Annotated in this window: 23 protein-coding genes and 3 pseudogenes; 15 read left to right on the forward strand and 11 right to left on the reverse strand. The window is 69.0% G+C overall.

The genetic code is table 11. From position 1 onward, the window contains the following. Positions 1-246: 246 nt before the first annotated feature. Both ACZ5XZ_RS32555 and ACZ5XZ_RS32560 read right to left on the reverse strand, forming a co-directional pair. Positions 247-633, reverse strand: a complete 387-nt coding sequence (locus ACZ5XZ_RS32555) for a VOC family protein (RefSeq protein WP_468984667.1) — start codon at positions 631-633, stop codon at positions 247-249. 53 nt (positions 634-686) lie between these two features. Next, positions 687-815, reverse strand: coding sequence for a hypothetical protein (locus ACZ5XZ_RS32560; RefSeq protein WP_468984669.1), 129 nt, complete (start codon positions 813-815; stop codon positions 687-689). A 5-nt stretch (positions 816-820) separates the two neighbouring features. On the opposite strand from ACZ5XZ_RS32560, the gene ACZ5XZ_RS32565 reads away from it, so the two are divergent. From ACZ5XZ_RS32565 to ACZ5XZ_RS32590, 6 genes and pseudogenes are all read left to right on the forward strand, one after another. After that, positions 821-1,405, forward strand: a complete 585-nt coding sequence (locus tag ACZ5XZ_RS32565; RefSeq protein WP_468984672.1) for a DinB family protein — start codon at positions 821-823, stop codon at positions 1,403-1,405. Between the two features lie 36 nt (positions 1,406-1,441). Continuing rightward, positions 1,442-1,741: a transposase gene (locus ACZ5XZ_RS32570; RefSeq protein WP_468984769.1), complete on the forward strand. Its 300-nt coding sequence runs from the start codon at positions 1,442-1,444 to the stop codon at positions 1,739-1,741. Then, positions 1,675-2,002, forward strand: a pseudogene (locus ACZ5XZ_RS32575) (MFS transporter); the annotation flags it as partial. The gene ACZ5XZ_RS32570 and the pseudogene ACZ5XZ_RS32575, both read left to right, overlap by 67 nt. Before the next feature lie 348 nt (positions 2,003-2,350). Next, positions 2,351-3,169, forward strand: coding sequence for a VOC family protein (locus ACZ5XZ_RS32580; RefSeq protein ID WP_468984772.1), 819 nt, complete (start codon positions 2,351-2,353; stop codon positions 3,167-3,169). Positions 3,170-3,259: 90 nt separating this feature from the next. Next, complete coding sequence (locus ACZ5XZ_RS32585) at positions 3,260-4,201, forward strand: Gfo/Idh/MocA family protein (protein WP_468984675.1); 942 nt, start codon at positions 3,260-3,262, stop codon at positions 4,199-4,201. Positions 4,202-4,235: 34 nt separating this feature from the next. Next, a complete protein-coding gene (locus ACZ5XZ_RS32590; protein WP_468984677.1) occupies positions 4,236-6,470 on the forward strand; it encodes an excinuclease ABC subunit UvrA in 2,235 nt (744 codons plus the stop codon). Positions 6,471-6,822: 352 nt separating this feature from the next. Here the strand turns inward: ACZ5XZ_RS32590 and ACZ5XZ_RS32595 are convergent, their stop codons facing one another. Beyond that, a complete protein-coding gene (locus tag ACZ5XZ_RS32595; protein WP_468984680.1) occupies positions 6,823-7,845 on the reverse strand; it encodes a helix-turn-helix transcriptional regulator in 1,023 nt (340 codons plus the stop codon). A gap of 33 nt (positions 7,846-7,878) precedes the next feature. On the opposite strand from ACZ5XZ_RS32595, the gene ACZ5XZ_RS32600 reads away from it, so the two are divergent. Continuing rightward, positions 7,879-8,034 carry a hypothetical protein gene (locus ACZ5XZ_RS32600; RefSeq protein WP_468984682.1) on the forward strand — a complete coding sequence of 52 codons (156 nt, stop codon included), beginning with the start codon at positions 7,879-7,881 and terminating at the stop codon, positions 8,032-8,034. Positions 8,035-8,059: 25 nt separating this feature from the next. Here the strand turns inward: ACZ5XZ_RS32600 and ACZ5XZ_RS32605 are convergent, their stop codons facing one another. Together ACZ5XZ_RS32605 and ACZ5XZ_RS32610 are read right to left on the reverse strand one after the other, a co-directional pair. Continuing rightward, on the reverse strand, positions 8,060-9,229 hold the full coding sequence (locus tag ACZ5XZ_RS32605; protein ID WP_468984684.1) for a winged helix DNA-binding domain-containing protein: 1,170 nt from the start codon (positions 9,227-9,229) through the stop codon (positions 8,060-8,062). Then, on the reverse strand, positions 9,226-9,855 hold the full coding sequence (locus tag ACZ5XZ_RS32610) for a TetR/AcrR family transcriptional regulator (protein WP_468984686.1): 630 nt from the start codon (positions 9,853-9,855) through the stop codon (positions 9,226-9,228). The genes ACZ5XZ_RS32605 and ACZ5XZ_RS32610 overlap by 4 nt, the downstream gene beginning before the upstream one ends. A 453-nt stretch (positions 9,856-10,308) precedes the next feature. On the opposite strand from ACZ5XZ_RS32610, the gene ACZ5XZ_RS32615 reads away from it, so the two are divergent. The 4 genes from ACZ5XZ_RS32615 (at position 10,309) to ACZ5XZ_RS32630 (ending at position 12,299) form a co-directional block, all read left to right on the forward strand. Next, positions 10,309-10,716, forward strand: coding sequence for a VOC family protein (locus ACZ5XZ_RS32615; RefSeq protein WP_468984688.1), 408 nt, complete (start codon positions 10,309-10,311; stop codon positions 10,714-10,716). A 65-nt stretch (positions 10,717-10,781) separates the two neighbouring features. Beyond that, positions 10,782-11,210: a VOC family protein gene (locus tag ACZ5XZ_RS32620; RefSeq protein ID WP_468984690.1), complete on the forward strand. Its 429-nt coding sequence runs from the start codon at positions 10,782-10,784 to the stop codon at positions 11,208-11,210. Between the two features lie 13 nt (positions 11,211-11,223). Continuing rightward, the gene (locus tag ACZ5XZ_RS32625; protein WP_468984692.1) at positions 11,224-11,346 is read left to right on the forward strand and encodes a hypothetical protein; all 123 of its coding nucleotides are present in this window, start codon (positions 11,224-11,226) and stop codon (positions 11,344-11,346) included. A 242-nt stretch (positions 11,347-11,588) separates the two neighbouring features. Further along, positions 11,589-12,299, forward strand: a complete 711-nt coding sequence (locus ACZ5XZ_RS32630) for an NADPH-dependent F420 reductase (RefSeq protein WP_468984695.1) — start codon at positions 11,589-11,591, stop codon at positions 12,297-12,299. Positions 12,300-12,335: 36 nt separating this feature from the next. On the opposite strand, the gene ACZ5XZ_RS32635 is transcribed toward ACZ5XZ_RS32630, so the two are convergent. Beyond that, positions 12,336-13,058 (reverse strand): winged helix-turn-helix transcriptional regulator, encoded by a 723-nt coding sequence (locus ACZ5XZ_RS32635; RefSeq protein ID WP_468984697.1) that lies wholly within the window; start codon positions 13,056-13,058, stop codon positions 12,336-12,338. A gap of 66 nt (positions 13,059-13,124) precedes the next feature. Between ACZ5XZ_RS32635 and ACZ5XZ_RS32640 the strand changes: the two genes are divergently transcribed. Next, positions 13,125-13,583 carry a PaaI family thioesterase gene (locus tag ACZ5XZ_RS32640; RefSeq protein ID WP_468984699.1) on the forward strand — a complete coding sequence of 153 codons (459 nt, stop codon included), beginning with the start codon at positions 13,125-13,127 and terminating at the stop codon, positions 13,581-13,583. 179 nt (positions 13,584-13,762) lie between these two features. Here ACZ5XZ_RS32640 and ACZ5XZ_RS32645 read toward each other — a convergent pair whose 3' ends face one another. Both ACZ5XZ_RS32645 and ACZ5XZ_RS32650 read right to left on the reverse strand, forming a co-directional pair. Further along, a complete protein-coding gene (locus ACZ5XZ_RS32645) occupies positions 13,763-14,512 on the reverse strand; it encodes a class I SAM-dependent methyltransferase (protein ID WP_468984701.1) in 750 nt (249 codons plus the stop codon). A 97-nt stretch (positions 14,513-14,609) separates the two neighbouring features. After that, complete coding sequence (locus ACZ5XZ_RS32650) at positions 14,610-15,104, reverse strand: cupin domain-containing protein (protein ID WP_468984704.1); 495 nt, start codon at positions 15,102-15,104, stop codon at positions 14,610-14,612. 57 nt (positions 15,105-15,161) lie between these two features. Between ACZ5XZ_RS32650 and ACZ5XZ_RS32655 the strand changes: the two genes are divergently transcribed. Beyond that, positions 15,162-16,037, forward strand: a complete 876-nt coding sequence (locus ACZ5XZ_RS32655) for a LysR family transcriptional regulator (RefSeq protein ID WP_468984773.1) — start codon at positions 15,162-15,164, stop codon at positions 16,035-16,037. 144 nt (positions 16,038-16,181) lie between these two features. Here ACZ5XZ_RS32655 and ACZ5XZ_RS32660 read toward each other — a convergent pair. Together ACZ5XZ_RS32660 and ACZ5XZ_RS32665 are read right to left on the reverse strand one after the other, a co-directional pair. After that, positions 16,182-16,403 (reverse strand): annotated as a pseudogene (locus ACZ5XZ_RS32660) (transposase); the annotation flags it as partial. Positions 16,404-16,603: 200 nt separating this feature from the next. Next, positions 16,604-17,098, reverse strand: a complete 495-nt coding sequence (locus ACZ5XZ_RS32665) for a hypothetical protein (protein ID WP_468984706.1) — start codon at positions 17,096-17,098, stop codon at positions 16,604-16,606. Positions 17,099-17,614: 516 nt separating this feature from the next. On the opposite strand from ACZ5XZ_RS32665, the gene ACZ5XZ_RS32670 reads away from it, so the two are divergent. Both ACZ5XZ_RS32670 and ACZ5XZ_RS32675 read left to right on the forward strand, forming a co-directional pair. Further along, the gene (locus ACZ5XZ_RS32670) at positions 17,615-18,718 is read left to right on the forward strand and encodes a hypothetical protein (RefSeq protein ID WP_468984709.1); all 1,104 of its coding nucleotides are present in this window, start codon (positions 17,615-17,617) and stop codon (positions 18,716-18,718) included. A gap of 232 nt (positions 18,719-18,950) precedes the next feature. Further along, a pseudogene (locus tag ACZ5XZ_RS32675) lies at positions 18,951-20,550 on the forward strand (ISL3 family transposase). Positions 20,551-20,607: 57 nt separating this feature from the next. Here the strand turns inward: ACZ5XZ_RS32675 and ACZ5XZ_RS32680 are convergent. Next, the gene (locus ACZ5XZ_RS32680) at positions 20,608-21,126 is read right to left on the reverse strand and encodes a winged helix-turn-helix transcriptional regulator (protein WP_466765978.1); all 519 of its coding nucleotides are present in this window, start codon (positions 21,124-21,126) and stop codon (positions 20,608-20,610) included. Between the last annotated feature and the right edge of the window lie 30 nt (positions 21,127-21,156).

Consider the following 21,156-nt stretch of genomic DNA (forward strand, 5'->3'; position numbering starts at 1 on the left):
CATCTCCCGGGGAAAACTGTTGGGCGCTCACCACCACCACGACCAAAAACCCCGAGGAGAGGCCTTTGGCACCTTGGCCGCCTTTCTGGGGGCCCCTGGCTCCCCCCCCCCCCCCCCCCCCCCGCCACGGGACGAACACCTCACCCGTGCCGAAGACCGCATCGCCGCCGCCATCGCTGTCCCCGTACTGTTCTGAGTGCTCCACTAAGTACGGAGAATGCACCAGTCTCAGAGGGAAGGTCGTCCTCAGGCCAAGGTGGAGATGCAGAACGGGTGGCCTGCGGGATCCAGCAGGACCCGCCACCGGTCGGGGTCCGGTTGGAATTCGGGCTTGACGGCTCCCAGGGCGAGCAGGCGAGTCTGAGCGGAATCCAAGTCGTCGACTCCTAGTTCTATGTGAGCCTGCTTCTCCTGGGAGGGGTCTGGCCAAGTGGGGCGGCGGTAGTCGGTGAGCCGGTTGAATCCCAGTCCGGCAGCTCCCTCTTGGCCGAGCAGGACGAAATCGTCGGTGGAGAAGACCACAGGCAGGCCGAGGGCCTCTCCGTAGAAGTGGGCCAGCTCGGCGGGGTCGGGGCAGTCGAAGGTGACAGCCGAGTAGCGGAACGTGGATACTGACGTGTCTTTACGACTCATGAGCGGAACGGTATTAGGGATCCAGGACAGGCTGAGTCCTAGTTAGAGGCGTCTCACGTGGCAAGTTTCGCGAGCTTCTTGTAGCAGGTCAGGACGGTGGCCATGGCCACGCCTCGGCTCCGCCAGTCGTTGCGGACCACGTACGGGATCTTGAGACCACGAGCAGCCCATGGCAGGCTCATGCCGCATGATCGATACATTCGCGAAAGACAACCTGCACGGGAGACTGCGGCGGGACCGCAAGGCGCTGCTCTGGAAACTCGACGGCTTGTCCGAATACGACGCCCGCCGACCTTTGACAGCGACCGGGACCAACCTCCTCGGCCTGGTCAAACACGTGGCCACCGTCGAGGCCAGGTACTTCGGCGAGGTCTTCGACCGCCCTTCCCCGGAACCGCTGCCCCGGTGGCAGGACTCCAACGGCAGCGATCTGTGGGCGACCGAGGACGAGACCCGCGATCAGATCATCGGGTTCTACCGGCGCACGTGGGAACACTCGGACGCGACGATCAACGAGCTTCCCCTCGACGCCCCCGGCCACGTGCCGTGGTGGCCGGAGCCTCATCCCAACACGAACCTGTTCGCCATCATGGTCCATGTCCTCGGCGAGTCCATCCGGCATGCCGGGCACGCCGATATCCTGCGCGAGGGCCTCGACGGCCGGACCGGGGTGCGCGCCGAACACGAGAAACAGATCGACGAGGAAGCCCGTGCAGCCTACTGCGCGAAGATCGAGCAGGCCGCCAGGTCGGCCGCACCAGTCAAGGCTTAGAGGTTGTCTCACGTGACGTGATGATCGTGCGGCATGATGCCGGTCGTGGGAGCTGATCTATCGAAGCATCTGGTTCCTGATGAACTCTGGGAGCCGGCCGCCCCGTTGCTGCCGTCGTTCGCTGCTCGTCCGCAAGGTGGTGGGACCGCTCCGTGTGACGAGCGGGCCGTGTTCACGGCGGTGGTGAACGCGCTGACCAGCGGCTGCGCCTGGCGGCATCTGCCGCCGACGCTCGGCACCTCGACCGCCACCGCGTCCCCGGCACCACGGCAACCGGGGTGTTCTTCCTGGCCTGGGCGCTCTACCTCCGGCTGGGGCTGGGCTTTTCGCCGCTGAAGGCGGGCCTGTCCGGGCTGCCGCTCTCCCTGCTGCTGATGGCCGGCGCAGGCGTCTCGCTGCAGGTGCTGGTGCCGCGCTTCGGGCGCCGGGTACTCCAAGGCGGGCGCGCTGATCGCCGCGGCCGGGATGGTCCTCTTCGCATGGCTGACCGGCCACTACGGCACGGCCATCGCACTGTGGCAGACGATGCTGCCGCTGGTGCCGATGGGCATCGGCACGGGCCTGATCGTCGCACCACTGGCGGGCATCAGCCTGTCCTTGCCTTCGCGCTGCTGTACGCGGTGCCACGCAGTGCCGGGCGCAAGAGTGCCGACGTGGCCGTCGGCGACGCCCGAGCCGAGGAGCAGGCCGCAAAGCGGTACTGGGGTGCCTGCCGCACTCGCCCGCTGACGCGGAACCGGCCGGAGCGGGTGCTACGGCTCCACGGATGCGCGTACGCCCAATGGGACGTTCGCTGACCTATTGGACTTCTAGCGTCGAGGTGTCCCGCCAGGGCCGCGTCCACCGGGCGCGGCCGTGCCGCCCCGGTCTCCACGCACGGCGACCGGTGGCAGATGCGCGACCACACGTTACGTCTATGGAAAAGGAGGAGCCGTCGTGGGCTTCATGGATCCGGGAAATGTCGTCTGGTTCGAGATCAGCACTACGGACGGCCAGGCCGTGGAGGACTTCTACGGCTCGCTGCTGGGCTGGGAGTTTTCCGTCGACCCGGACTCGTCAGTGGGCGGGGTCACCTACACGCGCATCATGGCGCCGGGCATGCCCTACCCAATGGGGGCGATCTACGACAACATCAACAGTCCCGAGGAGGCGTTGAACGTCTCGATCGTCTCGGCGGACGTCGCCGCCGACCAGGAGCGGCTGGAGAAGCTGGGTGCCCAGGTGATCGTTCCGGCCACCCGGGTATCCGATGTGACCACCTTCGCGCGGCTGGCCGATCCTCGGGGCAACGTGTTCTCGCTGTTCCAGAACAACCAGACGCCCGAGCGGCTGAAGGAGTTCGCCGAGCAAGGGCAGGAGCAGATGAAGGAGATGACGGGCAAGCCCGTGCCCGGCTCCTATGCCTGGTTCGAGGTCGGCACAACCGACGCCAAGGCGACAGAGGACTTCTACGGCCAGGCGTTCGGCTGGCGGTTCGCCTTCGACGACACCGCCGGGGGCAAGCAGTACCACAACGTCTTCACCGGCAATCAGTGGCCGTCGGGCGGTATGTACGACCTCGGCGCGGACGGCGTCGACTACCTGATGCCCGACTTCCTGGTCACCGACGTGCCCGCCGTCACCGCCAACGCCATTGAGCTGGGCGCCACCGTCGAGTTCGGTCCGGATACCAACCCCGACGGACTGGTGTACTCCCGGATCGTCGACCCGCGCGGCAACCGCTTCGGCCTGTTCTCCGCGCCCACCGACGGACAGAACGCCTGACGACCCTCGTGTGTCCATGGGGCGGTGCGTACGCCTGAAAGGCATGCGTATGCCCGGCCCATGGGCCGAGGACCCTGCAAAGGAGACGACATGAAGATCGCGTTGCTGGGCACCGGATTCGGGCAGGCACACGCCGCCGTATACGCCGCTCGCGGGGATGTCGAGGTGGTGATGTTCGGCCGGAACCCGGACAAGACCGCCGAGGCCGCCGGAAAGTTCGGGTTCACCTCGTCCACGGACATGGACCGGGCATTCGAGGACGACTTCGGCCTGGTCGACATCTGCCTGCCGCTGCCGCTGCACGCCGAGTACGTACTGCGGGCGCTGGACGCCGACAAGCACGCGCTGGTCGAGCTGCCGCTCGCCGGCACCATGGACGACGCCCGACGCGTGGTCGAGGCCGCCGAACGCAGCGACAAGCAGGTGTTCGTGGACATGTTCGAGCGGTTCGTCCCGGCCAACCGGGCGCTGTTCGACGCCGTCCGCGACGGCACGTACGGCCGTCTTGAGCAGCTGACGCTGTGGAACCGGACCGCGCACCTGTGGCCGGGTGTCTCGTTGGGGCTGGGGACGCTGCCGCTGGAGGCCATGCACAGCGACATGGACATCGTCACGCGTACCCTCGGCCGGCCACGCAGCATCGAGGTCACCACGGTCGCCCGCGACGCCGACAGTGCCGCGATCGAGGCGACCCTGGGCTTCGACGGCGCGTTCGCCCGTGACTCGGTCTCCTCGCTGATGCCCATGTCGTGGGGCGCCCGCGGCGGTTACACCGCCACCTTCAGCGACGGTGTGCTGGAGGCGGTCTCGTCGATGGGCTTCGACGGCAAACCCACCGGAACCGTCACCGCCTACACCGCCGCCGGCGCCCGTGAGCTGGACCTGCCGCCCGCCGACCAGTACACCGCGATGATCGACCACGTCCTGGCCTGCCTGCGCGGCGAGGTCGCCAACGAGATCGCACCGGCAACCGCACTGGATGCTCTCCAGCTCACCCTCGACATCGACCAACAGGTCAACGGCAATACGTAGACGAACCTTACGTAAACGAACTTCCAGAGAGCCCATGAACGACGAAATCCTCATCGCGGGCGCACGCGAGCACAATCTCCGCAACGTCTCGCTGCGTATCCCCAAGAACAAGATCACGGCCTTCACGGGTGTTTCGGGCTCGGGCAAGTCGTCGCTGGTGTTCTCGACCCTCGCGGTGGAGGCACAACGACAGCTGAACGAAACCTTCACCACCTTCGTCCGCAACCGGCTGCCCCGCTACGAGAAGCCCGACGCCGACCGGATCGACCAGCTGTCCACCGCGGTGGTCGTGGACCAGAAGCCGATCGGTGCCAACGCCCGGTCCACCGTCGGCACCGCCACCGACATCGCCTCGATCATCCGGCTGCTGTTCTCGCGCGCAGGGGAATCCTCGGCGGGCATGGCGACGGCGTACTCCTTCAATACGCCCGAGGGTGCCTGCCCGACCTGCGCCGGGCTCGGCCGGACCGTCCAGCCCGACGTGGATGCGTTCTTCGACACCACCAAATCGCTGAACCAGGGCGCGCTGCGCTTCCCGCTGTTCAACGTTGGTGGTGTGCAGTGGAACCTGTTCACCCGCGCCGGCCGATTCGACCTGGACAAACCGCTGAAGCACTACGGGCAGCAGGAGTGGCGACGCCTGCTGCACGGCGAACCCGGCTCTTCCTCCGCCTCCGACGAGGGACTGATTCCGCGTTTCGAACGGCTCTACCTGGGCCGGGACATCTCCGCACTCTCGCCCCGCACCCGTAAGGCCGTCGAGGACTTCACGGTCCAGGGAACCTGCCCCAGCTGTCACGGGGCACGGCTCAACGAGGCCGCGCTGGGGACCCGCGTCAACGGACACCGCATCAGCGACTGGATGGCGATGGAGGTCACCGAGCTGATCGGCGTACTCGGCCGGGTCGACCACCCCCTGGGCACCCCGCTCGCCGAACAGGCCGCCTTGGGACTACGCCGCCTCGACGACATCGGGCTCGGATACCTCAACCTGGGCCGCGAGACCTCGACCCTGTCCGGCGGCGAGGCGCAGCGCCTGAAGACAGTGCGCTTCCTCGGCTCGTCGCTGACCGGGATGACGTACATCTTCGACGAGCCGTCCACCGGCCTGCACCCCCGCGACGTCGGCCGGATGAACGCCCTGCTGCGCGAGCTGCGCGACCGCGGCAACACCGTGCTCGTCGTGGAGCACGACCGCGACGTCATCGCCGCCGCCGACCACGTCATCGACATGGGACCCGGCGCCGGCACCCACGGCGGCCGCGCCGTCTACCAGGGCACCGCCGCCGGCCTCCGGAAGGCCGACACCCTCACCGGCCGCTGCCTGCGCCGCACCCCGGCACTGAAGGAACAGGTCCGTCCCCCGACCGGCTGGCTGACGGTCAAGGACGCCGCCCTACACAACCTCAAGGACATCACGGTCGAGATTCCCACCGGCCTGCTGACCGTGTTCACCGGGGTCGCAGGATCGGGCAAGTCCACCCTGGTCACCGAGGTGTTCACCGCCCAGCACCCCGAAGCGATCGTGGTCGGCCAGGGCAGCATCGGCGGGTCCTCCCGCTCCACCCCGCTCAGCCACCTCGGCATCATGGACACCGTCCGCAAGGCGTTCGCCAAAGCCAACGGCGTCGACGCCGGGTACCTCAGCTTCAACTCGCGCGGTGCCTGCCCCGTCTGCCACGGCAAGGGCGAGATCACCGCCGACATGGCCTTCATGGACCCCGTCACCACCACCTGTGAGACCTGCGCCGGCACCCGCTACGACCCCGACGTGCTCGCCCACACCCTGCACGGCAAGAACATCGTCGACGTCCTCGGCCTCACCGCCGAGGAAGCCACCGGCTTCTTCACCGACCGAACCCTCACCCGCAAGATCGGCCTGCTGAACGAGGTCGGCCTCGGCTACCTCACCCTCGGCCAGCCCCTCTCCACCCTCTCCGGCGGCGAACGCCAACGCCTCAAGCTCGCCGGGGAACTCCACAAGACCGGCGGCATCTACGTCCTGGACGAACCCACCACCGGCCTGCACATGTCCGACATCCAGACCCTGCTGGCGCTCCTGGACCGGATGGTCGACGCGGGCAACACCGTCCTGGTCGTCGAACACGACCTCGACGTCATCGAGCACGCCGACTGGATCATCGACCTCGGCCCCGACGGTGGACGGGGCGGCGGCCGGATCGTCTTCGAAGGCACCCCCACGGACCTCCTGACGGCCGAAGGGTCCTTCACCGCGGAACACCTCCGCCGCGACCTCGCCGGCGCGTGACCGGCCGGGCACCCCACGTCGTCCGCGGTGTCGGCCTCCTGCGCCTAGGGCCTGTCCGATGGGTCAGGGTCGGAAAGGCCGCGGCGCCTGGTGCGGTGCATCGCAAGGCGCCGGAGCGTCTCGATAGCGGAGCTCTCGGGACGTTTCGGCAACGCCGCGAGGTGCCGTGCCAGGCGCCGCGGCCCCGGCCATGACCCGTCGGACAGGCCCTAGCACGCCGGTGAGGTCCTCGTCCGGCCCACCGAGGCCCCTCCGGTAGTTCCCGCAAACTTCCGGGGGTTCCGGCAGACGACCAACTCGCAGCGCTGACAGGGCGGTTAGCCATGCCCTTCAGTCGTTCAGGTATGCCGCATCAGTCGCCGCCCCGGCTCTGGACCTGGCCCTGGATGGCGCCCAGGGCACGTTCGGCGATCCGCTGAAGGTGCGGGACGATCTCGGGCGGTCCGACGAGGGTGTACTCCAGACGCAGTGCGGCGATACGGAAGGCCAGGTACTCGGGAGAGTCCACGGCCGTGCGCAGTCGGCAGCGGTGCTCGTCGATCCGTTCAAGAGTTCCGAGTGAGGACGGCACGCCCTCGGCGGCGCGCTCGACCGGGGCGTGGATGATCAGTTCGGCGCGGCAGTTGCCCGGGCCGGCGGCCAGGGCGTCGGCCACGTAGACGGCGGCGTCCTGGCCGTCGGGCAGCTCTCGTTCGGGGACGCGGGAGCCGGTGCGGTGCAGGGCGTCGATCCGGTCGACGCGGAAGGTGCGCCAGTCGGCGCGGTCCAGGTCGTAGGCGACGAGGTACCAGCGCCGCCCGGCGGCCACCAGCCGCTTGGGTTCGGCCAACCGCCGGGAGGGCTCCCCGCGTGCCGGTGCGTAGCCGAAGCGGATCTTCTCGTGGGTGACGCAGGCGGCGGCGAGGGCGGCCAGCAGCTCGGCGTCGGCCCCTCGGACGGGCTGGGGGAGGAAGGTGGCGGCCTCGGCGAGGTGCGACACCCGTCGCCGCAGCCGCGAGGGCAGCACCTGCTCCAGCTTGGCCAGGGCCCGCAACGAGGTGTCCTCGATACCGCTGACCGCTGCCGTGGCTGCCGCGCGCAGGCCGATGGCGATGGCCACGGCCTCGTCGTCGTCCAGGAGGAGCGGCGGCATGGCCGTGCCCGCGCTGAGGCGGTAGCCGCCGATGTTTCCCTGTGTGGCCTGGACGGGATAGCCCAGCTCCCGCAGGTGCTCGATATCGCGGCGGATGGTGCGGGGCGTGACACCCAGGCGCTCGGCGAGCTCGGCGCCCGTCCAGTCGCGCGGGGCCTGCAGCAGGGAGAGCAGCTGCAGCAGACGGGCAGCGGGATCTCTGGAGCCTCGCGCCTCTGTTGTCTCTCCCGGATCGATTCGCATGCCGCTCACCCTCACCGGGCTTTAGGACATTGAGTGACCTATTGGTCCCTTACCGTCGAAGGCATCGGGAGAAACACCCGGTTCTGGGGCGCCGCCTACGGCGCCGTGCGCGACAAGTACGGCGTCATCTGGGAGACCAACTGCTACCTCCCGCAGGGTGATGGCGACGGGACCGGCGAGCCCGCCTGACGGCCCGGCCGCCGCGGGCTCAGGTTCACGAGGCGAGTTCGCGCTCCAGCGGGGTGCGGTAGGCGGGGGTGAAGCGGCGCTCCCCGAGGAAGGCCGTCATCCGTTCCGCCTCGGCCTCGATGGCCGTACGGGCCTCTCGTCCGGGATCCTCGAGCAGCCGCCAGGCCAGGGCTCCGTCCTTGCGCTGCGCCCAGCCGCCGATGATCCGGCCGTCCCACCACACGGTCGGGCCGATGTTGCCCATCCGGTCGAAGAGCGCGGGGACGTGGTCGGGATCGAGGTAGAAGCCGCGCTCCCGCCAGCCCATGGGCGTGGGGTCCAGCGCGGGCAGCAGCACGGCCGAAGGCTCCGGATCGGCAACCGGAGCGTCCAGGTCCTCCGCCAGCGCATAGCCGGCGCCCGCGTCCAGCCGGACCTCGACCGCCTCAGCGGTGGCTACGGCCTTGCGGGTCTCGGTGACCGTCCAGCCGGTCCACCACTTCAGGTCGGCGATCGTGCCCGGCCCGAAGGCACCCAGCCAGTGGCGGACCAGTTCGGCGCGGGCCGACGGGGCGGGAGTGTCCGGCAGTTCAGGAGCGAGGGTCCAGGCGTGCTGGTTGCTGGTCCAGCCGCCGCGGCGACTGCCGCGGGTGAGGTGGCCGTCGGCGGCCAGGGCGAAGAGCAGGTCGGTGGCGATACTGCGGCGCGACTCGTACCGCTTGCCTGGCGAGACCACCAACTGTCGGTCCAGTCCCGGGACGGCGGCGGCCAGCTCTGCCGTAGTGGCCTCGCCTCGATCTCGTACGGCCTCCAGGGTGCTGCGGGTGACGTTCTCCAGCCAGGTGGCGTCCCCGTAGTTGTTCTCTTCCAGCCGGCGCAGCAATCCCTTGGTGCGGGCCGCGGCGTTCGGTCGGCCGACGGCCGCCAGCATCACGGGCGCCAGGGAGGTGGGGACGACGAAGAGGGTGCAGCGCATCGCCGTCATCCGCAGCAGCTCCTTCCGCTCGTACAGCTCGCGCTCGACCGACTCGTGGCGGGGATCGGCCAGGCGGGCGGCGGCCGAGAGGTAGACCGCGGCGGCGTCGGTGGCGTGCAGGGCCAGCACCGAATCGACCACCTCACGGGTGGTTGTCGCGCGCCGGCCGGGGCCTGGCAGGTGGCGTCGGGCCAGGTGGGTGCGGCGCTGTGCGTCGGTGATGCGGGGAACGGCGCTCATGCGGGGGCCTCGGGGACCTGTGGGGTGTCCTGGCCCGTGGCGGGGGCGGGCAGGTTCGGGTTGGGGGTGAGGATGCGGCGCAGGATGTCTTCGACCTCCGCCCTGGTGGGAGGTGTGGTGCCGGCCAGGCCGCGCAGGGTCAGGCCGTTGGTGGCCACGGCCGCGGTACGGGCGGTGAGCGGGTCCACGTACGGCATCAGGGCCTCGATGCTCAGCTCGATGAACCGGTCGGCGATCGGACGCAGCGCGGGTCGGCGCAGTGCGGCAAGGTACAGCTCGAACTCCATGACCTGCTGGTCGCGTTGGGGTCCGAAGCAGCCCATGAGGGCGTCGGTGAGCAGCACGGTGAGCTGCTCGGGGGTGAGCTCGGGGCGCTGGGCGACCCAGTCGGCGAGGTAGGCGGCGTAGCGGTCGACGGCCCGCTGGAGGGCGGCCTGGATGAGGTCGTCCTTGGTTGCGAAGTGGTAGGTCGTCGCGCCGAGCGGGACGCCGGCCCGCTCGGCGACCGCGCGGTGGGTCAGCCCCTCGATGCCGCGCTCGGCGATGACCTGCTCCGTGGCGGTGGTGATCTCCGCTATCCGCCGCTTGGGGTCATACCGCCGCTTCGCGCCGCCCTGACCAGCCATGACCGTCCCTCCCAGGTGTCTCACACACATCGACGACATTGACTTATGTACGAAGGTATCAATCTTCCCTCGAACGTACCGAACGCACCCTTGCGCCTCCAGATACCCCCATCCCTCTCGTGTTTTTTCCGTTACTCACCGCCATTTAAGCAGGTGGAGCGGATTGCCGTTCAGGGTATTTTTGCCCTATTTGCCAGTACCCCTCGACAGAGAAGCTGCACGTATGTACTAATTGGATTGACGGGGTGCCGCGAGCATCCCGCAGACCTGAGAGCACAGGGTTTCCTTCACCCCCGCTACGCGCTCCAGCCCGCCCGACCGTCACAGGCGGTACGGCGTCACGACATCGTGCGAAGGCGTAGCGCGAAGCACCCCGGCAGCCGGCCCCGGCCCCGGCCCACGAGCCCCAGCCCCCTCTGAGCCCACCCCCACGTCATCCAGCAGGAGAAGACCATGCCTTTCGCACCGTGCATCAGCGTCCGCGACACCGCCGCCAGCCTCGCCTTCTACAAGCGGCTCGGCTTCGACGCCGACTCCAGCACCGCCCGCCCCGGCGACGACATCCACATGCTCCTCTATCGCGGCGAATTCGCCGCGATGATCTACAGCAACGCAGACCTGAAGAACTGGCTGCCCGTCCTGGCCGACACCCCCATCGGCTTCGCCGGCATGTTCTACCTGGCCGTCGACGACCTCGAAGCCGCCTTCGCGCACATCGCGCAGCACGCCGAGATCGTCAAGCCCCTCACCACCGACCACAACGGGCAGCGGATGTTCTACCTCCGCGACCCGGACGGCTACGTCATCGGCCTCAACGAGAAGGCCGCACTCCAGGCCAGCGACCTCGGCAAGTACGCCTGAACGCTCCCGAAGTACGCCCAGCCACTCCGGTCATCCCGCCAACCCCGCTCGGAGGAAAGCCCACCATGATGAACATCGCCCCCTGCCTGGCCGTGAAGGACCCCCTGGCCACCGCCGCCTTCTACCAGAAGCTCGGCTTCGGCGTCCTCGACACCGGCCCCCTCAACCCCGAACACCCGCTGCTGATCATCACCCACGAGGGCAAGCCCGCCCTGATGGTCCAGACGGACACCAGCCTGCGCGAGCTGCTCCCCACCATGCAGCCCACCAACGGCTGTTCGGGCATCCACTACTTCATGGTCGACGACTTCGACGCCACCGTCGAACGCATCCGCCCCCACGTCGAGGTCGTCAAGGACACCGTCACCAACTACGACCGCACCGGCCGCGAGTTCTTCTTCCGCGACCCCGACGGCTACATCCTCGGCATCTTCGGCCCCGACAACATCGATGCCTTCCGACACCAGACCGAAGCCGGAACCGGTAGCGCCTGAGGGCACCGCCACCGTGCACGCTCCCGCCATCTCCGCCTGCCTCGGCGTCAACGACCTCGACGAGACCATCGCCTACTACGAGAAGCTCGCTTCCAGGCACTCCCCGCCCCACCGGGCGCCTACATCCGCGTGCTGACCTACGGCGGCGAGTTCGCCTTCATGCTCGAGCAGACGAAGCTGCTCGGCACCTGGCTAGGGCCTGTCCGATGGGTCAGGGTCGGAGAGGCCCTAAGGGTCCGGTCGGCGCCCCAGGCCACCAGGCCCGCTACTTCCGCGGCCTGAACGGCTACCTCATCGGCGTCACCCAAAAGACCCAGCACTGACCACCCGCCCGCCCTGCACGACATCAACAACCCTCACCCAACAAGGAGTTACCCCATGAAGATCGCAGTTCTCGGCACCGGAGGCGGTGGCCGCGCGCACGCAGCCAAGCTGCTCGAACTCGGCCACGACGTCCACATCGGCACCCGCGACCCTGAGGCCACTCTCGCCCGCACCGAACCCGACATGATGGGCAACCCGCCCTACAGCCAGTGGCTCACCGACCACCCCGGCGTCCAGCTGCGCACCTTCGCCGACGCGGCCAAAGCAGCCGACCTCGTCATCAACGGCATCGACGGCGCCAGCGCCCTGAAGGCCCTCGCCGCCATCGCCGACCAACTCACCGGCAAGACCCTCATCGACTACGCAGTCCCGTACCTCTACAACCCGCAGGTCGAGCACCCTTGGCCCACCCCGTGGGGCGTCATGCCGAAGCTCGACCCGTGCGACACCGACAGCCTCGCCGAGCAGATCCAGCGCGCCCTGCCGAACGTCAAGGTCGTCAAGTCCTTCGTCACCCAGGAACAGGACACCGTCGTCAACCCCAAGGCCATCGGCGGCGGCGACCACACCATGTTCCTCGCCGGCGACGACGCCGAGGCGAAGAAGTCCGTCACCGAGCTGCTGCACTCATACGGCTGGACCGACATCCTCGATCTCGGCAACCTCGTCGCCGCCCGCGGCATGGAGATGTACGCCCACATGCACAGCGCCATCGGCCTCACCCTCGGCCTCGGCAACCACTTCGGCGTCAAAATCGTCCGCTGACCCCAGCTCGTCCGGACGCACGGAGAGCCGGTTCGCTCACCGGCCATCCTCTACCGCGGTGTTCAGCTGCTGTCCGGCGAGAGGAACACGACCGCGGTGTGGGACTGTGGCAGGCGTGGCGCGAAGCAGGTAGCCGGAGAACCAGGTGGGGAAGGCCCGTCGCAGCGTGCTCGGTCCGGTCAAGGTGACGGCTCCTGAGCGCAGGAGCGGGCCCCATGGGGTCTCACCAAGCCAGTAGCGGGTCAGTGCCTCCAGGTCGGCGTCTACGTGCAAGGCCACCTCAAAGCCGCCGTCGTCAGTGCACAGGTCGATCTGCGGCCGGCTGATGTGCAGGAAGTACGGCCCGCCCTGGGTTCCGCGGAAACGCAGTTCGACGATGGTCCGCCGCTCCGGCAGGTGCTCGGTCACGGTACGGCGGCGGATGTCCCACACGAGGACTTCGGGGTCGAGGTGTTCGGGCCGCAGGCCGCGCCGGTCCCAGTGCATGGCCCAGCCGCCCAGTTCCCGCACCACCGGCGCCAGATTCTCGCCTGCCTCGGTGAGCCGGTAGGCGCCGTCCTCCCGTGACACGATCCCGGCCTTCTCCAGGGTCTTCAGGCGCGTCGACAGCATGGTCCGTGAGATGCGCGGCAGGCCCCGGCGGATGTCGTTGAAGTGCCGCTCGCCCAGCAGTAGCTCCCGTACGACCAGCAGCGTCCACCGCTCACCCAGGACTTCCAGCGCGCGGGCGACCGCGCAGAACTGCCCGTATCCACTCATGCAGCCCACGGTAGCGGTCCAGAATCCGTACTTGCCGTGGCGTGGAAGCGATCTAGCGTTACTGCCATGAACAGCGAAAACACTGAAACCACCGCTCCTTCCGGTCTGGACTTCCTGCGTTCGATCATCGAGGGCCGTACGCCGCAGGCACCCATCTCGCACACGCTCGGCTTCACGCTCGTCGGCGCCGAGCCCGGCCGGGCGGTCTTCGAGGGCGGAACCGGAGAGCACCTGTACAACCCGATGGGCACCGTGCATGGCGGCTACCTGACCACCCTGCTGGACTCGGCGCTCGGCTCTGCGGTCTTCAGCCGCCTGCCCGCCGGTACGGGCTACACCACCGCACAGCTCAACGTGCATCTCATCCGGCCGGTGACCGCGCGGACCGGAAAGCTCCGGGCGACCGGCACCGCCGTCCACGTCGGGCGCACGCTCGGCACCGCCGAGGCTCAGGTGGTCGGCGTCGACGACGGGAAGGTGTACGCACACGCCACCACCACGTGCGCGATCTTCCCCATCCAGTGAGAGCGGCTCACGAGTGACGGCCCTGAGACGCCCCGATCCCGATCCGTCGCCGGCCACCGCCACCTGCCCCCGACCGCCTTGATCGACGCCCGGCTGCTCGACCAGCCGGCCAAGGCACTGTCAAAGACGTGCACCACGTGAGTGTGGCCACGATGGGGCCCAACCACGGCGTGGCTCATTCACCGGCCGGTTCTGGAGTGCTCCCGGAAGACGCCGGACCGGGGCCATCCCCTCCACTGCGATGTGGATGATCGACCAGCGGCCTTCCTCGAAGGCGTGGACCTCCTGCAGCCGCCAGCCGTCGGCGAGGGCGTCGACCAGGGCGCGGGAGAAGAAGTGCACGGCGAAACCGCCGTGCTCGAAGATGTCGTCGCCGTGCGCGGTGCCCGCGCCGAATGGGGTCTGCCCTGCTCATTAAGAGCTTGGGGAAGGGCGTCGCCGGTATGCCGGACGGTGTAGACGAAGGTGCCGCCGGGCCGCAGCACCCGGCGGACCTCACCGACCAGGGCGTGAATCTCCTTGGTCGACAGGGCCATGCACAGCAGCATGTGAGCGAACACCGCGTCCACCGAGGCGTCAGCGAGCGGCAGCGGTTCGCGCACGTCGTGCACCGCGGTGGTCACCCGCTCGGCGACACCTTGAGACCGGGCAGCTTCCTGGAGCTGCTGGAGCCCGACGGGGCGGAAATCGGTGGCCTGGACTGTGAACCCCTGGCGGGCGAAGTACAGGGCGTCGCGGCCGTGTCCGGCGCCCAGCTCCAGCACCTCCCTGGCCGCACCCCCTCGGAACACCTCAGCCGCGTGTACGGCGGGGCCGGAGGGCTGTCCGCCGTACATGCCCGGATGGGGCGGTGTAGGGGTGCTGCCAGTGGTCCTGCTGTGCGGCAGCGAGGCCATCGTCGTGGTGATGCATGCCCGTCCTGCCGTCATGGCCGTCACGCCGGGCGGCGGGGTCGTCGTACGACGGATCCTGGCACGGCCTCGCCGGTCGGATGAAGGGTGGCTGGGCCGTTCCGTCCCGTCGGCTTCAGGCGAGGTCGGTGGCGGGCTCGGTCGCGTAGCGGCTCATCGCATCGATGTTGGCCTGTCGCGTCAGCGGCCGGCCGTCGGCGAACACCTTCTGGAGGTCTCGGAAGTACTGCACGTACAGGTCGGGGGTGAAGGTGCTGAGCATGACGGCGGGCTGATCGGTCAGGTTGGCGAAGGTGTGCGGGGTGCCTGGCGGAACCATCACGAGCGTGCCCGCGGTGGCGTCGTAGTCCTCGTCCCCGACCGTGAACCGCACGGTGCCGGAGAGGACGTAGAAGCCCTCGTCGTGTTGGACGTGGCGGTGCTGCGGCGGTCCCTGGGTGCGCGGGGCGAGGACGGACTCGGCGATGGCGAGGCGATGCCCGGTGTGACTGCCGTCCTCCAGAACGCGCATGCGCGTGGTGCCCAGAACGATCGCCTCACCGTCGCCGGGACCCACCACCGATACGGCGGGGTCGGCCTGCGGCTCGCTGGTCTTCGCTTCTTCGGTCATGCTCACGAGTGCACCGCCGGGACCCCGCCGGTGTCCAAGACCCATCCCGCGGTGCCGATGCCTCGTGGGTATCGTTGCAGCGTGGAGCTACGGACCTTGCGCTACTTCGTGGCGGTCGCCGAGGAACTCCACTTCGGCCGGGCCGCCACCCGACTGCACATGAGTCAGCCGCCGCTGAGCCGGGCGATCAAGCAGTTGGAGGCCGACGTCGGGGCCCTGCTCTTCGCCCGCTCCCCCACCGGCGTCGCGCTCACGCCGGTGGGCACGGTGCTGCTCGACGAGGCGCGAGCCTTACTCGACCATGCCGACCGCGTCCGGGTACGCGTCAGCGCGGCGGCCGGCGCCGCGACCATCACCGTCGGCATCCTGGGCGACGGCACCGACCCGGGAGTGTCCAGGCTGGCCGCCGCCTACCGCCGAACCCACCCCGGCATCGACATCCGCATCCGCGACGCCGACCTGACCGACCCGACGTGCGGACTGCGCGCCGGACTGGTCGACGTCGCCCTCACCCGGGCGCCGTTCGACGAGACCGCCCTGACGGTGCGTGCGCTGCGAACCGATCCGGTCGGCGTGGTCCTGCGCGCCGACGATCCGCTGGCCCGCCGCGACCGGCTGCGGCTGGCCGAGCTGAGCGACCGCCGCTGGTTCCAGTTCCCGCAGGGCACCGACCCCATCTGGCAGTCGTACTGGAACGGCGGCAGGCCGCGCGAGGGGCCAATGGTGCGGGCCGTTCAGGAATGCCTGCAGGCCGTGTTGTGGAACGGCACGGTCGGCCTGGCCCCGTTCGGACACGACGTGCCCGCGGAGTTGGCCGTGGTACCGCTGATCGACATGACACCGAGCCGAGTGGTGGCGGTGTGGAACGAAGGTGACACCAGCCCGTTGATCCGCTCCTTCGTCGAGATCGCGACAGCCGCGTACCGCCACTGAACGATGGCAACTGGTGCTGCCGCATCCCGTGAACAATTCGAACGCTGCGGCCCTCGGGACTGCCTCCCGAAGCGGTGAACATCTGCTGCCCCTTCTCGGGTTCTGGCCCGCTTTTCGTGACGCGGTTGCTCTCCGTGACGCGAAGAGAACGCGCTTTCGGAGAAGCCGGAAGCCGGCACGGCCGAACATCTGCCGTTTCAGCATCTTGATGCGGTTGACGTGACCCTCGACGACACCGGAGCTCCAGGGCAGGGTGAGACCGGCGATGACGGCGTCGCGGTCGCGGTCGATGCCAGCGGCGAGGGTGTGGAGGCTGGGGAGGCCGTCCTGGCGGACGGCATCGAGCCACTGCGGGAGCTGGTCGCCCCGGCGCTCGGCCGGCGGCCGTGCGGTAACCGGCCGCGGCGAGGTGCGCTTCTCCCGCAGGTAGGCGCTGACCCGGCCGTAGCTTCCTTGGTAGCCGAGGGGAACGAGTTCTTCCCAGAGCATCCACGCGTTGGTGCAGCGCTAACGAGCTCGTGCATGGTTGGTGGTGAGGCGTGGAGAGTTTCGGTGGGGCCCGATGTTCACTTCTGCCGTACCGATGCCGGGTCGGTGGTCTGTTGGTGGGACAGCAGGCCGGCGACGGCCTGAACGATGGCGCTCATGTGCTCGCGACGGCTGAGGTGGCGGGTCAGGGCTCGCCAGTTCTTCAGGTGTGCGATGCCGTGCTCGACTCGGATGCGTCGTGAGGAGTGCGCCTTGCGCTGTCGCTCGTAGATTTCCTCGTACCGGTCCGGGGCGCTCTTCTTGAACTTGCGGTGTGGTGGTGGAGCGATCCACGCCGAACCAGCAGGCCAGGACGTCGTGCGTGTCCCGTGGCGGAGATGCACGAGGGTGGCCAGGAGCCGGTCGACGAACACCAACCGGTGCTTCGCACCGGCGCCCACGGCCCGCTTCCGGGGCCTGGGCACGAGCTTGGCGTAGTGCCCTTCGTGCCACAACCGACCCATCTCCGCAACGAGTTCAGCGATCACGCCGGCCGAAAAGCCGGTGATCCTCCGGCCACTGACGATTGCCACACGAGTTGCGTTCCCCACCACGCCGTGATCAACGATCAGGAGCCCGACGCCTCACGGCCTACCCATGCACGAGCTCGCTAGCTGTAATTCGACTCTGGCCCCGGGGTCTCCTCCCGGCGCCAGAGCACCGGCGGCGTGTACACGCGAGCCGCGGAGATGGCGGAACGCGAGGGAGCGTCGGTCGGCTTCACAGAAGTTGAGCCAGAGCCCGAGAACCAGCAGCACTTCGCCATGGGATGGGGAGGCACGAAGCCACCGGCGCCGAGACGGATCGTTCGGGTTTCGACGGCATCCTGTCTTCGTCGTGGGCCGGGCGGGTTCGACCAGGGGGCCTCCGGCGAGACCCGGACAATATCGCCTGGCGGGTCAGGGGCCGTTCAGGCAGGCTGCCGGGTGATGAATGATGAGGACGAGATGCCATACGCCCACTCCGACTCTGTCGAGGGCCTGCTGCAACGTGGGCGTGGCCTGGGAGCGGTGCAAGCGCTCCAGGACCCGCGGGGATCTGCTGCGTTCGTGTATGACGGGATCCGCCATGACTGGCGGTGGGACGGGACCGACGACCGGTCTCTGTACCTGGCGCGGCTGGTCCAGGACCTGAAGCTGTCCCCCACGCCGGTCGTGGACCAGCTGGCGGGGGACGAGGAGGCTTGCTTGCGGGCCTGCGAGGTGCTGGAGCTGCTGGCTCTTGCCGGATCGGGCGAGGCCAGGGAGGGGCTGCGGGCGTATGTCCGGGAAGGAGAGCACTGGATCGGCGTGCTGGAGTCGGTATCAGCCAGCTGGACGCCGGACTGGTGGGAAGACCTCGGTGACGTTGCACGCGCTCGGATCAGCGCAGAAGCGGAGCTTCCGTGGTTCCGCGAGCCGTGGACGCAGTTCGGGATCAAGGTGCAGAGCCCTCCGTTCGTTCCGCGGCCGTCGCTGGCCCAGCTCAGCACCGCAGAGCTCCTCGCCCTGCTCGCCGGCGATCGTACGGAGGATGACACGAAGTTCGACGCGCTGCGTGCGCTGAGTGGCCGAGAGCCTACTGAGGGGCTGATCCCGCTGGTCCCCTCGTTGGGCACCCAGGACGGTCGTCGGCCGTTGCCCCTGCTCAGGCGGGCCGTTGAGCGCCTGGGCGAGCTCGCCGTACCGGCAGCGCACGGCTGGGCACGGGACGACCGCCCCTGGCTGGCGCAGCTGGGGGCGGACGTCGTGGCCGACCATCCCGGCCCAGAGGCTCTGCAGGGACTCGTGGAAGAACTCGCCGAACAGTGGGCGGCACGGACCTGGTGCGGTCCTGACCGGACGGCCCGGCGCCTGGCCCGGTTCGGTCCCGAGGCCGCCGACGCGGTGCCCTACCTGCGGCGCTTCTGGCTGCGCACCCCGCACTCGTACGAAAGGGCCTCGTACCTAGAGGCACTGGCCGCCATCGACCGGGACGGCCTGGACTACGTGTATACCGAGTCCCTCTGGGACTGCGAGGAAACGGCGCGGCTCATCGGGATCGCCTCGGCACCCGCCTGCCCGGAGACCCTGGGTCGGGTCACGGTACTGCGCGACGACCCGATGGAAACGCCCGAGGTACGAGCCGCGGCCCGAGCACGGCTGGCGGCTCCCACCGGCCCGCGTCCGTCCTGACCTCGTTCGAAGGAGCAACCCCGGCCGCCGGGTGCCTCCCGGTCTCGTGAACAGCGGCCCCGGCCTGATCCGGGTGCCTCCCAAACTGCGGAACAACCGCTGTCGGGACTCGGGTTCTGGCTCAACTTCTGTGACGCGGCCACTCTGAGTGACAGCCAGGGTCCTTCGAGCCGTACGCGAAGTCGCTCGAAATTGGTCCGTCGGCCCGGCGGTTGGGCTGACAGTTCGGGCGGTGGACGAGGTCGTGCTCCGGCTCAAGGAGTTGTTGTTCCCGTCGATCGCGGACGTCGCGGTGCTGTCGGTGGACGTGAACATCGAGAAAGTGCGTGTTGATGCGCAATGCATCGCGGACGGTGCCGTGTGTCCGGTCTGCGGATGCTGGTCGAACCGGGTGCATGGTTCCTACCTGCGGTTTCCCGCTGATGTGCCGAGCGGTGGCCGAAGCGTTGTTCTCCAGCTGCGGGTCCGTCGGATTCACCTGCGGGAACTCGGGCTGCGCACGCCGCACCTTCGTCGAGCAGATACCCGGCCTGACACGTCGGCACGGTCAGCGGACCGAGCGGTTGCGCTCCACCCTGGCCGCCGTCGGCCTGGCCCTCGCGGGCCGGGCCGGGGCCCGCATCGCCCGCGTTCTCGGGATCTCTGTCAGCCGCAGCATGGTGCTCCGGCTGGTGGACGACCTACCAGAACCTGAGATTCCTGCGCCGCGGGTGGTCGGCGTCGACGAGTACGCCACCCGCAAGGGCCGCCACTACGGCACCGTCCTCGTCGACATCGAGACCCGCCGCCCTGTCGATCTGCTGCCGGACCGGGAGGCGTCCAGCCTGGCGGCCTGGCTCTCCGGCCGGCCAGGCATCGAAGTCGTGTGCCGGGACCGGGCACCGTTCTTCGCCGAAGGCGCCTCTGCCGGCGCCCCGCAGGCCGTCCAGGTCGCGGACCGGTGGCACCTCTGGCACAACCTGAGCGAAGCCGCCGAGCGGGCCGTCGCCCAGCACCGCCGCTGCCTGCGAGCCCTTGTCCCGGCCGCCCCCGAACCCGAGCCGGAACCCGCCCCGGAAGGGGAACCGTCCGGTTCACCATGGCCGACTGGGCACCGGTTCGCCGACCGCACCCGGGCCCGGCACGCCTCCGTCCACGCACTCCTGGAGGCAGGACACAGCCTGCGCTCGGTCCAGCGGCAGCTCGGCATGGCCTGGCACACCGTCAAACGGTTCGCCGACGCGGCGAAGCCGGAGGACCTGTTCACCGGCCAATGGCAGAACCGGCCCTCGGCCCTCGATGACTACAAGCCCTACCTGGACGACCGCTGGAACGAAGGCTGCACCAACGCGTGGAAACTGTGGGAGGAGATCGTGCCGCTCGGTTACAAGGGCAGCTACCAGCGCGTTCGCGCCTACCTGCACGACAAGCGCACCTCACCACGCCCGGTGACCGCCCGGCCGCCCTCACCCCGAACGGTCTCCGGATGGGTCCTCAGCCGCCCGGAAACCCTCACCGAGCCCGAACAACTCCAGCTCAAGACCGTCCGCACCCAGTGCCCCGAACTCGACGCCCTCACCCGACACGTCCGGTCCTTCGCGACCATGCTCACCGACCGCCAGGGCGAGCGACTCCCGGCCTGGCTCGACGCCGTCCGGCAGGACGACCTGCCCAGCCTCCACACCCTCGCCGCCGGCATCGACCGCGACATCGACGCCGTCACCGCTGGATTGACCCTGCCCTGGAGCTCGGGCGCGGTCGAGGGCCATGTGAACCGGATCAAAATGCTCAAGTGCCAGATGTTCGGCCGAGCCGGCTTCAAGTTGCTACGCAAGCGGGTACTACTCGCGTGAGCCAGTTGGCTGAGTTCCGGCTACTTCAGGGGCTGTACGAGGCTCTTCCGGGCGGACTTACGCCTCTTCCGCGGGAATGGCCGGCCGTGCCGCGTAGCGGCTGCGCATCGCGTCGCTGGCTGCGGGGCCCGCGGTGAAGACGTAGGCGGCGCTGTCGTCGAGTCGGCGGCCGGTTTTGGCGTCGACGACGACGGGCTCGACTTCCTCGCCGCTGTGCGCGTCGACGAGGATCATGCTGCGCTCCGTCGGCGTGAGGCGGGAGTTGCCCCACGCGGCCAGGGCGACGATCACCGGGCGCAGGGAGCGCCCGAGTTCGGTCAGGACGTACTCGTGCCGGACGGGGCTGGTCTGGTAGGGCCGGCGCTCCAGCAGACCGTCCGCGACCAGGGTCTTCAGCCGGGTGGTGAGCATGCTGGAGGAGATGCCCAGGCTCTCCTGGAACTGGTCGAAGCGGGTGTAGCCGTCGAAGGCGTCGTGGAGGATCAGCAGTGTCCACCACTCGCCGACGTGTTCCACCGTCGCGGACAGCGGGCACTCCCGGTCCTCCAGCCTGATCCGGCTTGCCACCGCGGCCATCCCCTCAGTTACTGCTAAAGTCAAAGTTAG

This window comes from Streptomyces sp. NPDC033270 (genome assembly GCF_055576575.1).

Excerpts from the sequence above, each read along its gene's own strand:
- ACZ5XZ_RS32555 (WP_468984667.1), bottom strand. The coding sequence starts at position 633 with ATGAGTCGTAAAGACACGTCAGTATCCACGTTCCGCTACTCGGCTGTC.
- ACZ5XZ_RS32560 (WP_468984669.1), bottom strand. The coding sequence starts at position 815 with ATGAGCCTGCCATGGGCTGCTCGTGGTCTCAAGATCCCGTACGTGGTC.
- ACZ5XZ_RS32565 (WP_468984672.1), top strand. The coding sequence starts at position 821 with ATGATCGATACATTCGCGAAAGACAACCTGCACGGGAGACTGCGGCGG.
- ACZ5XZ_RS32570 (WP_468984769.1), top strand. The coding sequence starts at position 1,442 with ATGCCGGTCGTGGGAGCTGATCTATCGAAGCATCTGGTTCCTGATGAA.
- ACZ5XZ_RS32580 (WP_468984772.1), top strand. The coding sequence starts at position 2,351 with ATGGATCCGGGAAATGTCGTCTGGTTCGAGATCAGCACTACGGACGGC.
- ACZ5XZ_RS32585 (WP_468984675.1), top strand. The coding sequence starts at position 3,260 with ATGAAGATCGCGTTGCTGGGCACCGGATTCGGGCAGGCACACGCCGCC.
- ACZ5XZ_RS32590 (WP_468984677.1), top strand. The coding sequence starts at position 4,236 with ATGAACGACGAAATCCTCATCGCGGGCGCACGCGAGCACAATCTCCGC.
- ACZ5XZ_RS32595 (WP_468984680.1), bottom strand. The coding sequence starts at position 7,845 with ATGCGAATCGATCCGGGAGAGACAACAGAGGCGCGAGGCTCCAGAGAT.
- ACZ5XZ_RS32605 (WP_468984684.1), bottom strand. The coding sequence starts at position 9,229 with ATGAGCGCCGTTCCCCGCATCACCGACGCACAGCGCCGCACCCACCTG.
- ACZ5XZ_RS32610 (WP_468984686.1), bottom strand. The coding sequence starts at position 9,855 with ATGGCTGGTCAGGGCGGCGCGAAGCGGCGGTATGACCCCAAGCGGCGG.
- ACZ5XZ_RS32615 (WP_468984688.1), top strand. The coding sequence starts at position 10,309 with ATGCCTTTCGCACCGTGCATCAGCGTCCGCGACACCGCCGCCAGCCTC.
- ACZ5XZ_RS32620 (WP_468984690.1), top strand. The coding sequence starts at position 10,782 with ATGATGAACATCGCCCCCTGCCTGGCCGTGAAGGACCCCCTGGCCACC.
- ACZ5XZ_RS32630 (WP_468984695.1), top strand. The coding sequence starts at position 11,589 with ATGAAGATCGCAGTTCTCGGCACCGGAGGCGGTGGCCGCGCGCACGCA.
- ACZ5XZ_RS32635 (WP_468984697.1), bottom strand. The coding sequence starts at position 13,058 with ATGAGTGGATACGGGCAGTTCTGCGCGGTCGCCCGCGCGCTGGAAGTC.
- ACZ5XZ_RS32640 (WP_468984699.1), top strand. The coding sequence starts at position 13,125 with ATGAACAGCGAAAACACTGAAACCACCGCTCCTTCCGGTCTGGACTTC.
- ACZ5XZ_RS32645 (WP_468984701.1), bottom strand. The coding sequence starts at position 14,512 with ATGACGGCAGGACGGGCATGCATCACCACGACGATGGCCTCGCTGCCG.
- ACZ5XZ_RS32650 (WP_468984704.1), bottom strand. The coding sequence starts at position 15,104 with ATGACCGAAGAAGCGAAGACCAGCGAGCCGCAGGCCGACCCCGCCGTA.
- ACZ5XZ_RS32655 (WP_468984773.1), top strand. The coding sequence starts at position 15,162 with ATGCCTCGTGGGTATCGTTGCAGCGTGGAGCTACGGACCTTGCGCTAC.
- ACZ5XZ_RS32680 (WP_466765978.1), bottom strand. The coding sequence starts at position 21,126 with ATGGCCGCGGTGGCAAGCCGGATCAGGCTGGAGGACCGGGAGTGCCCG.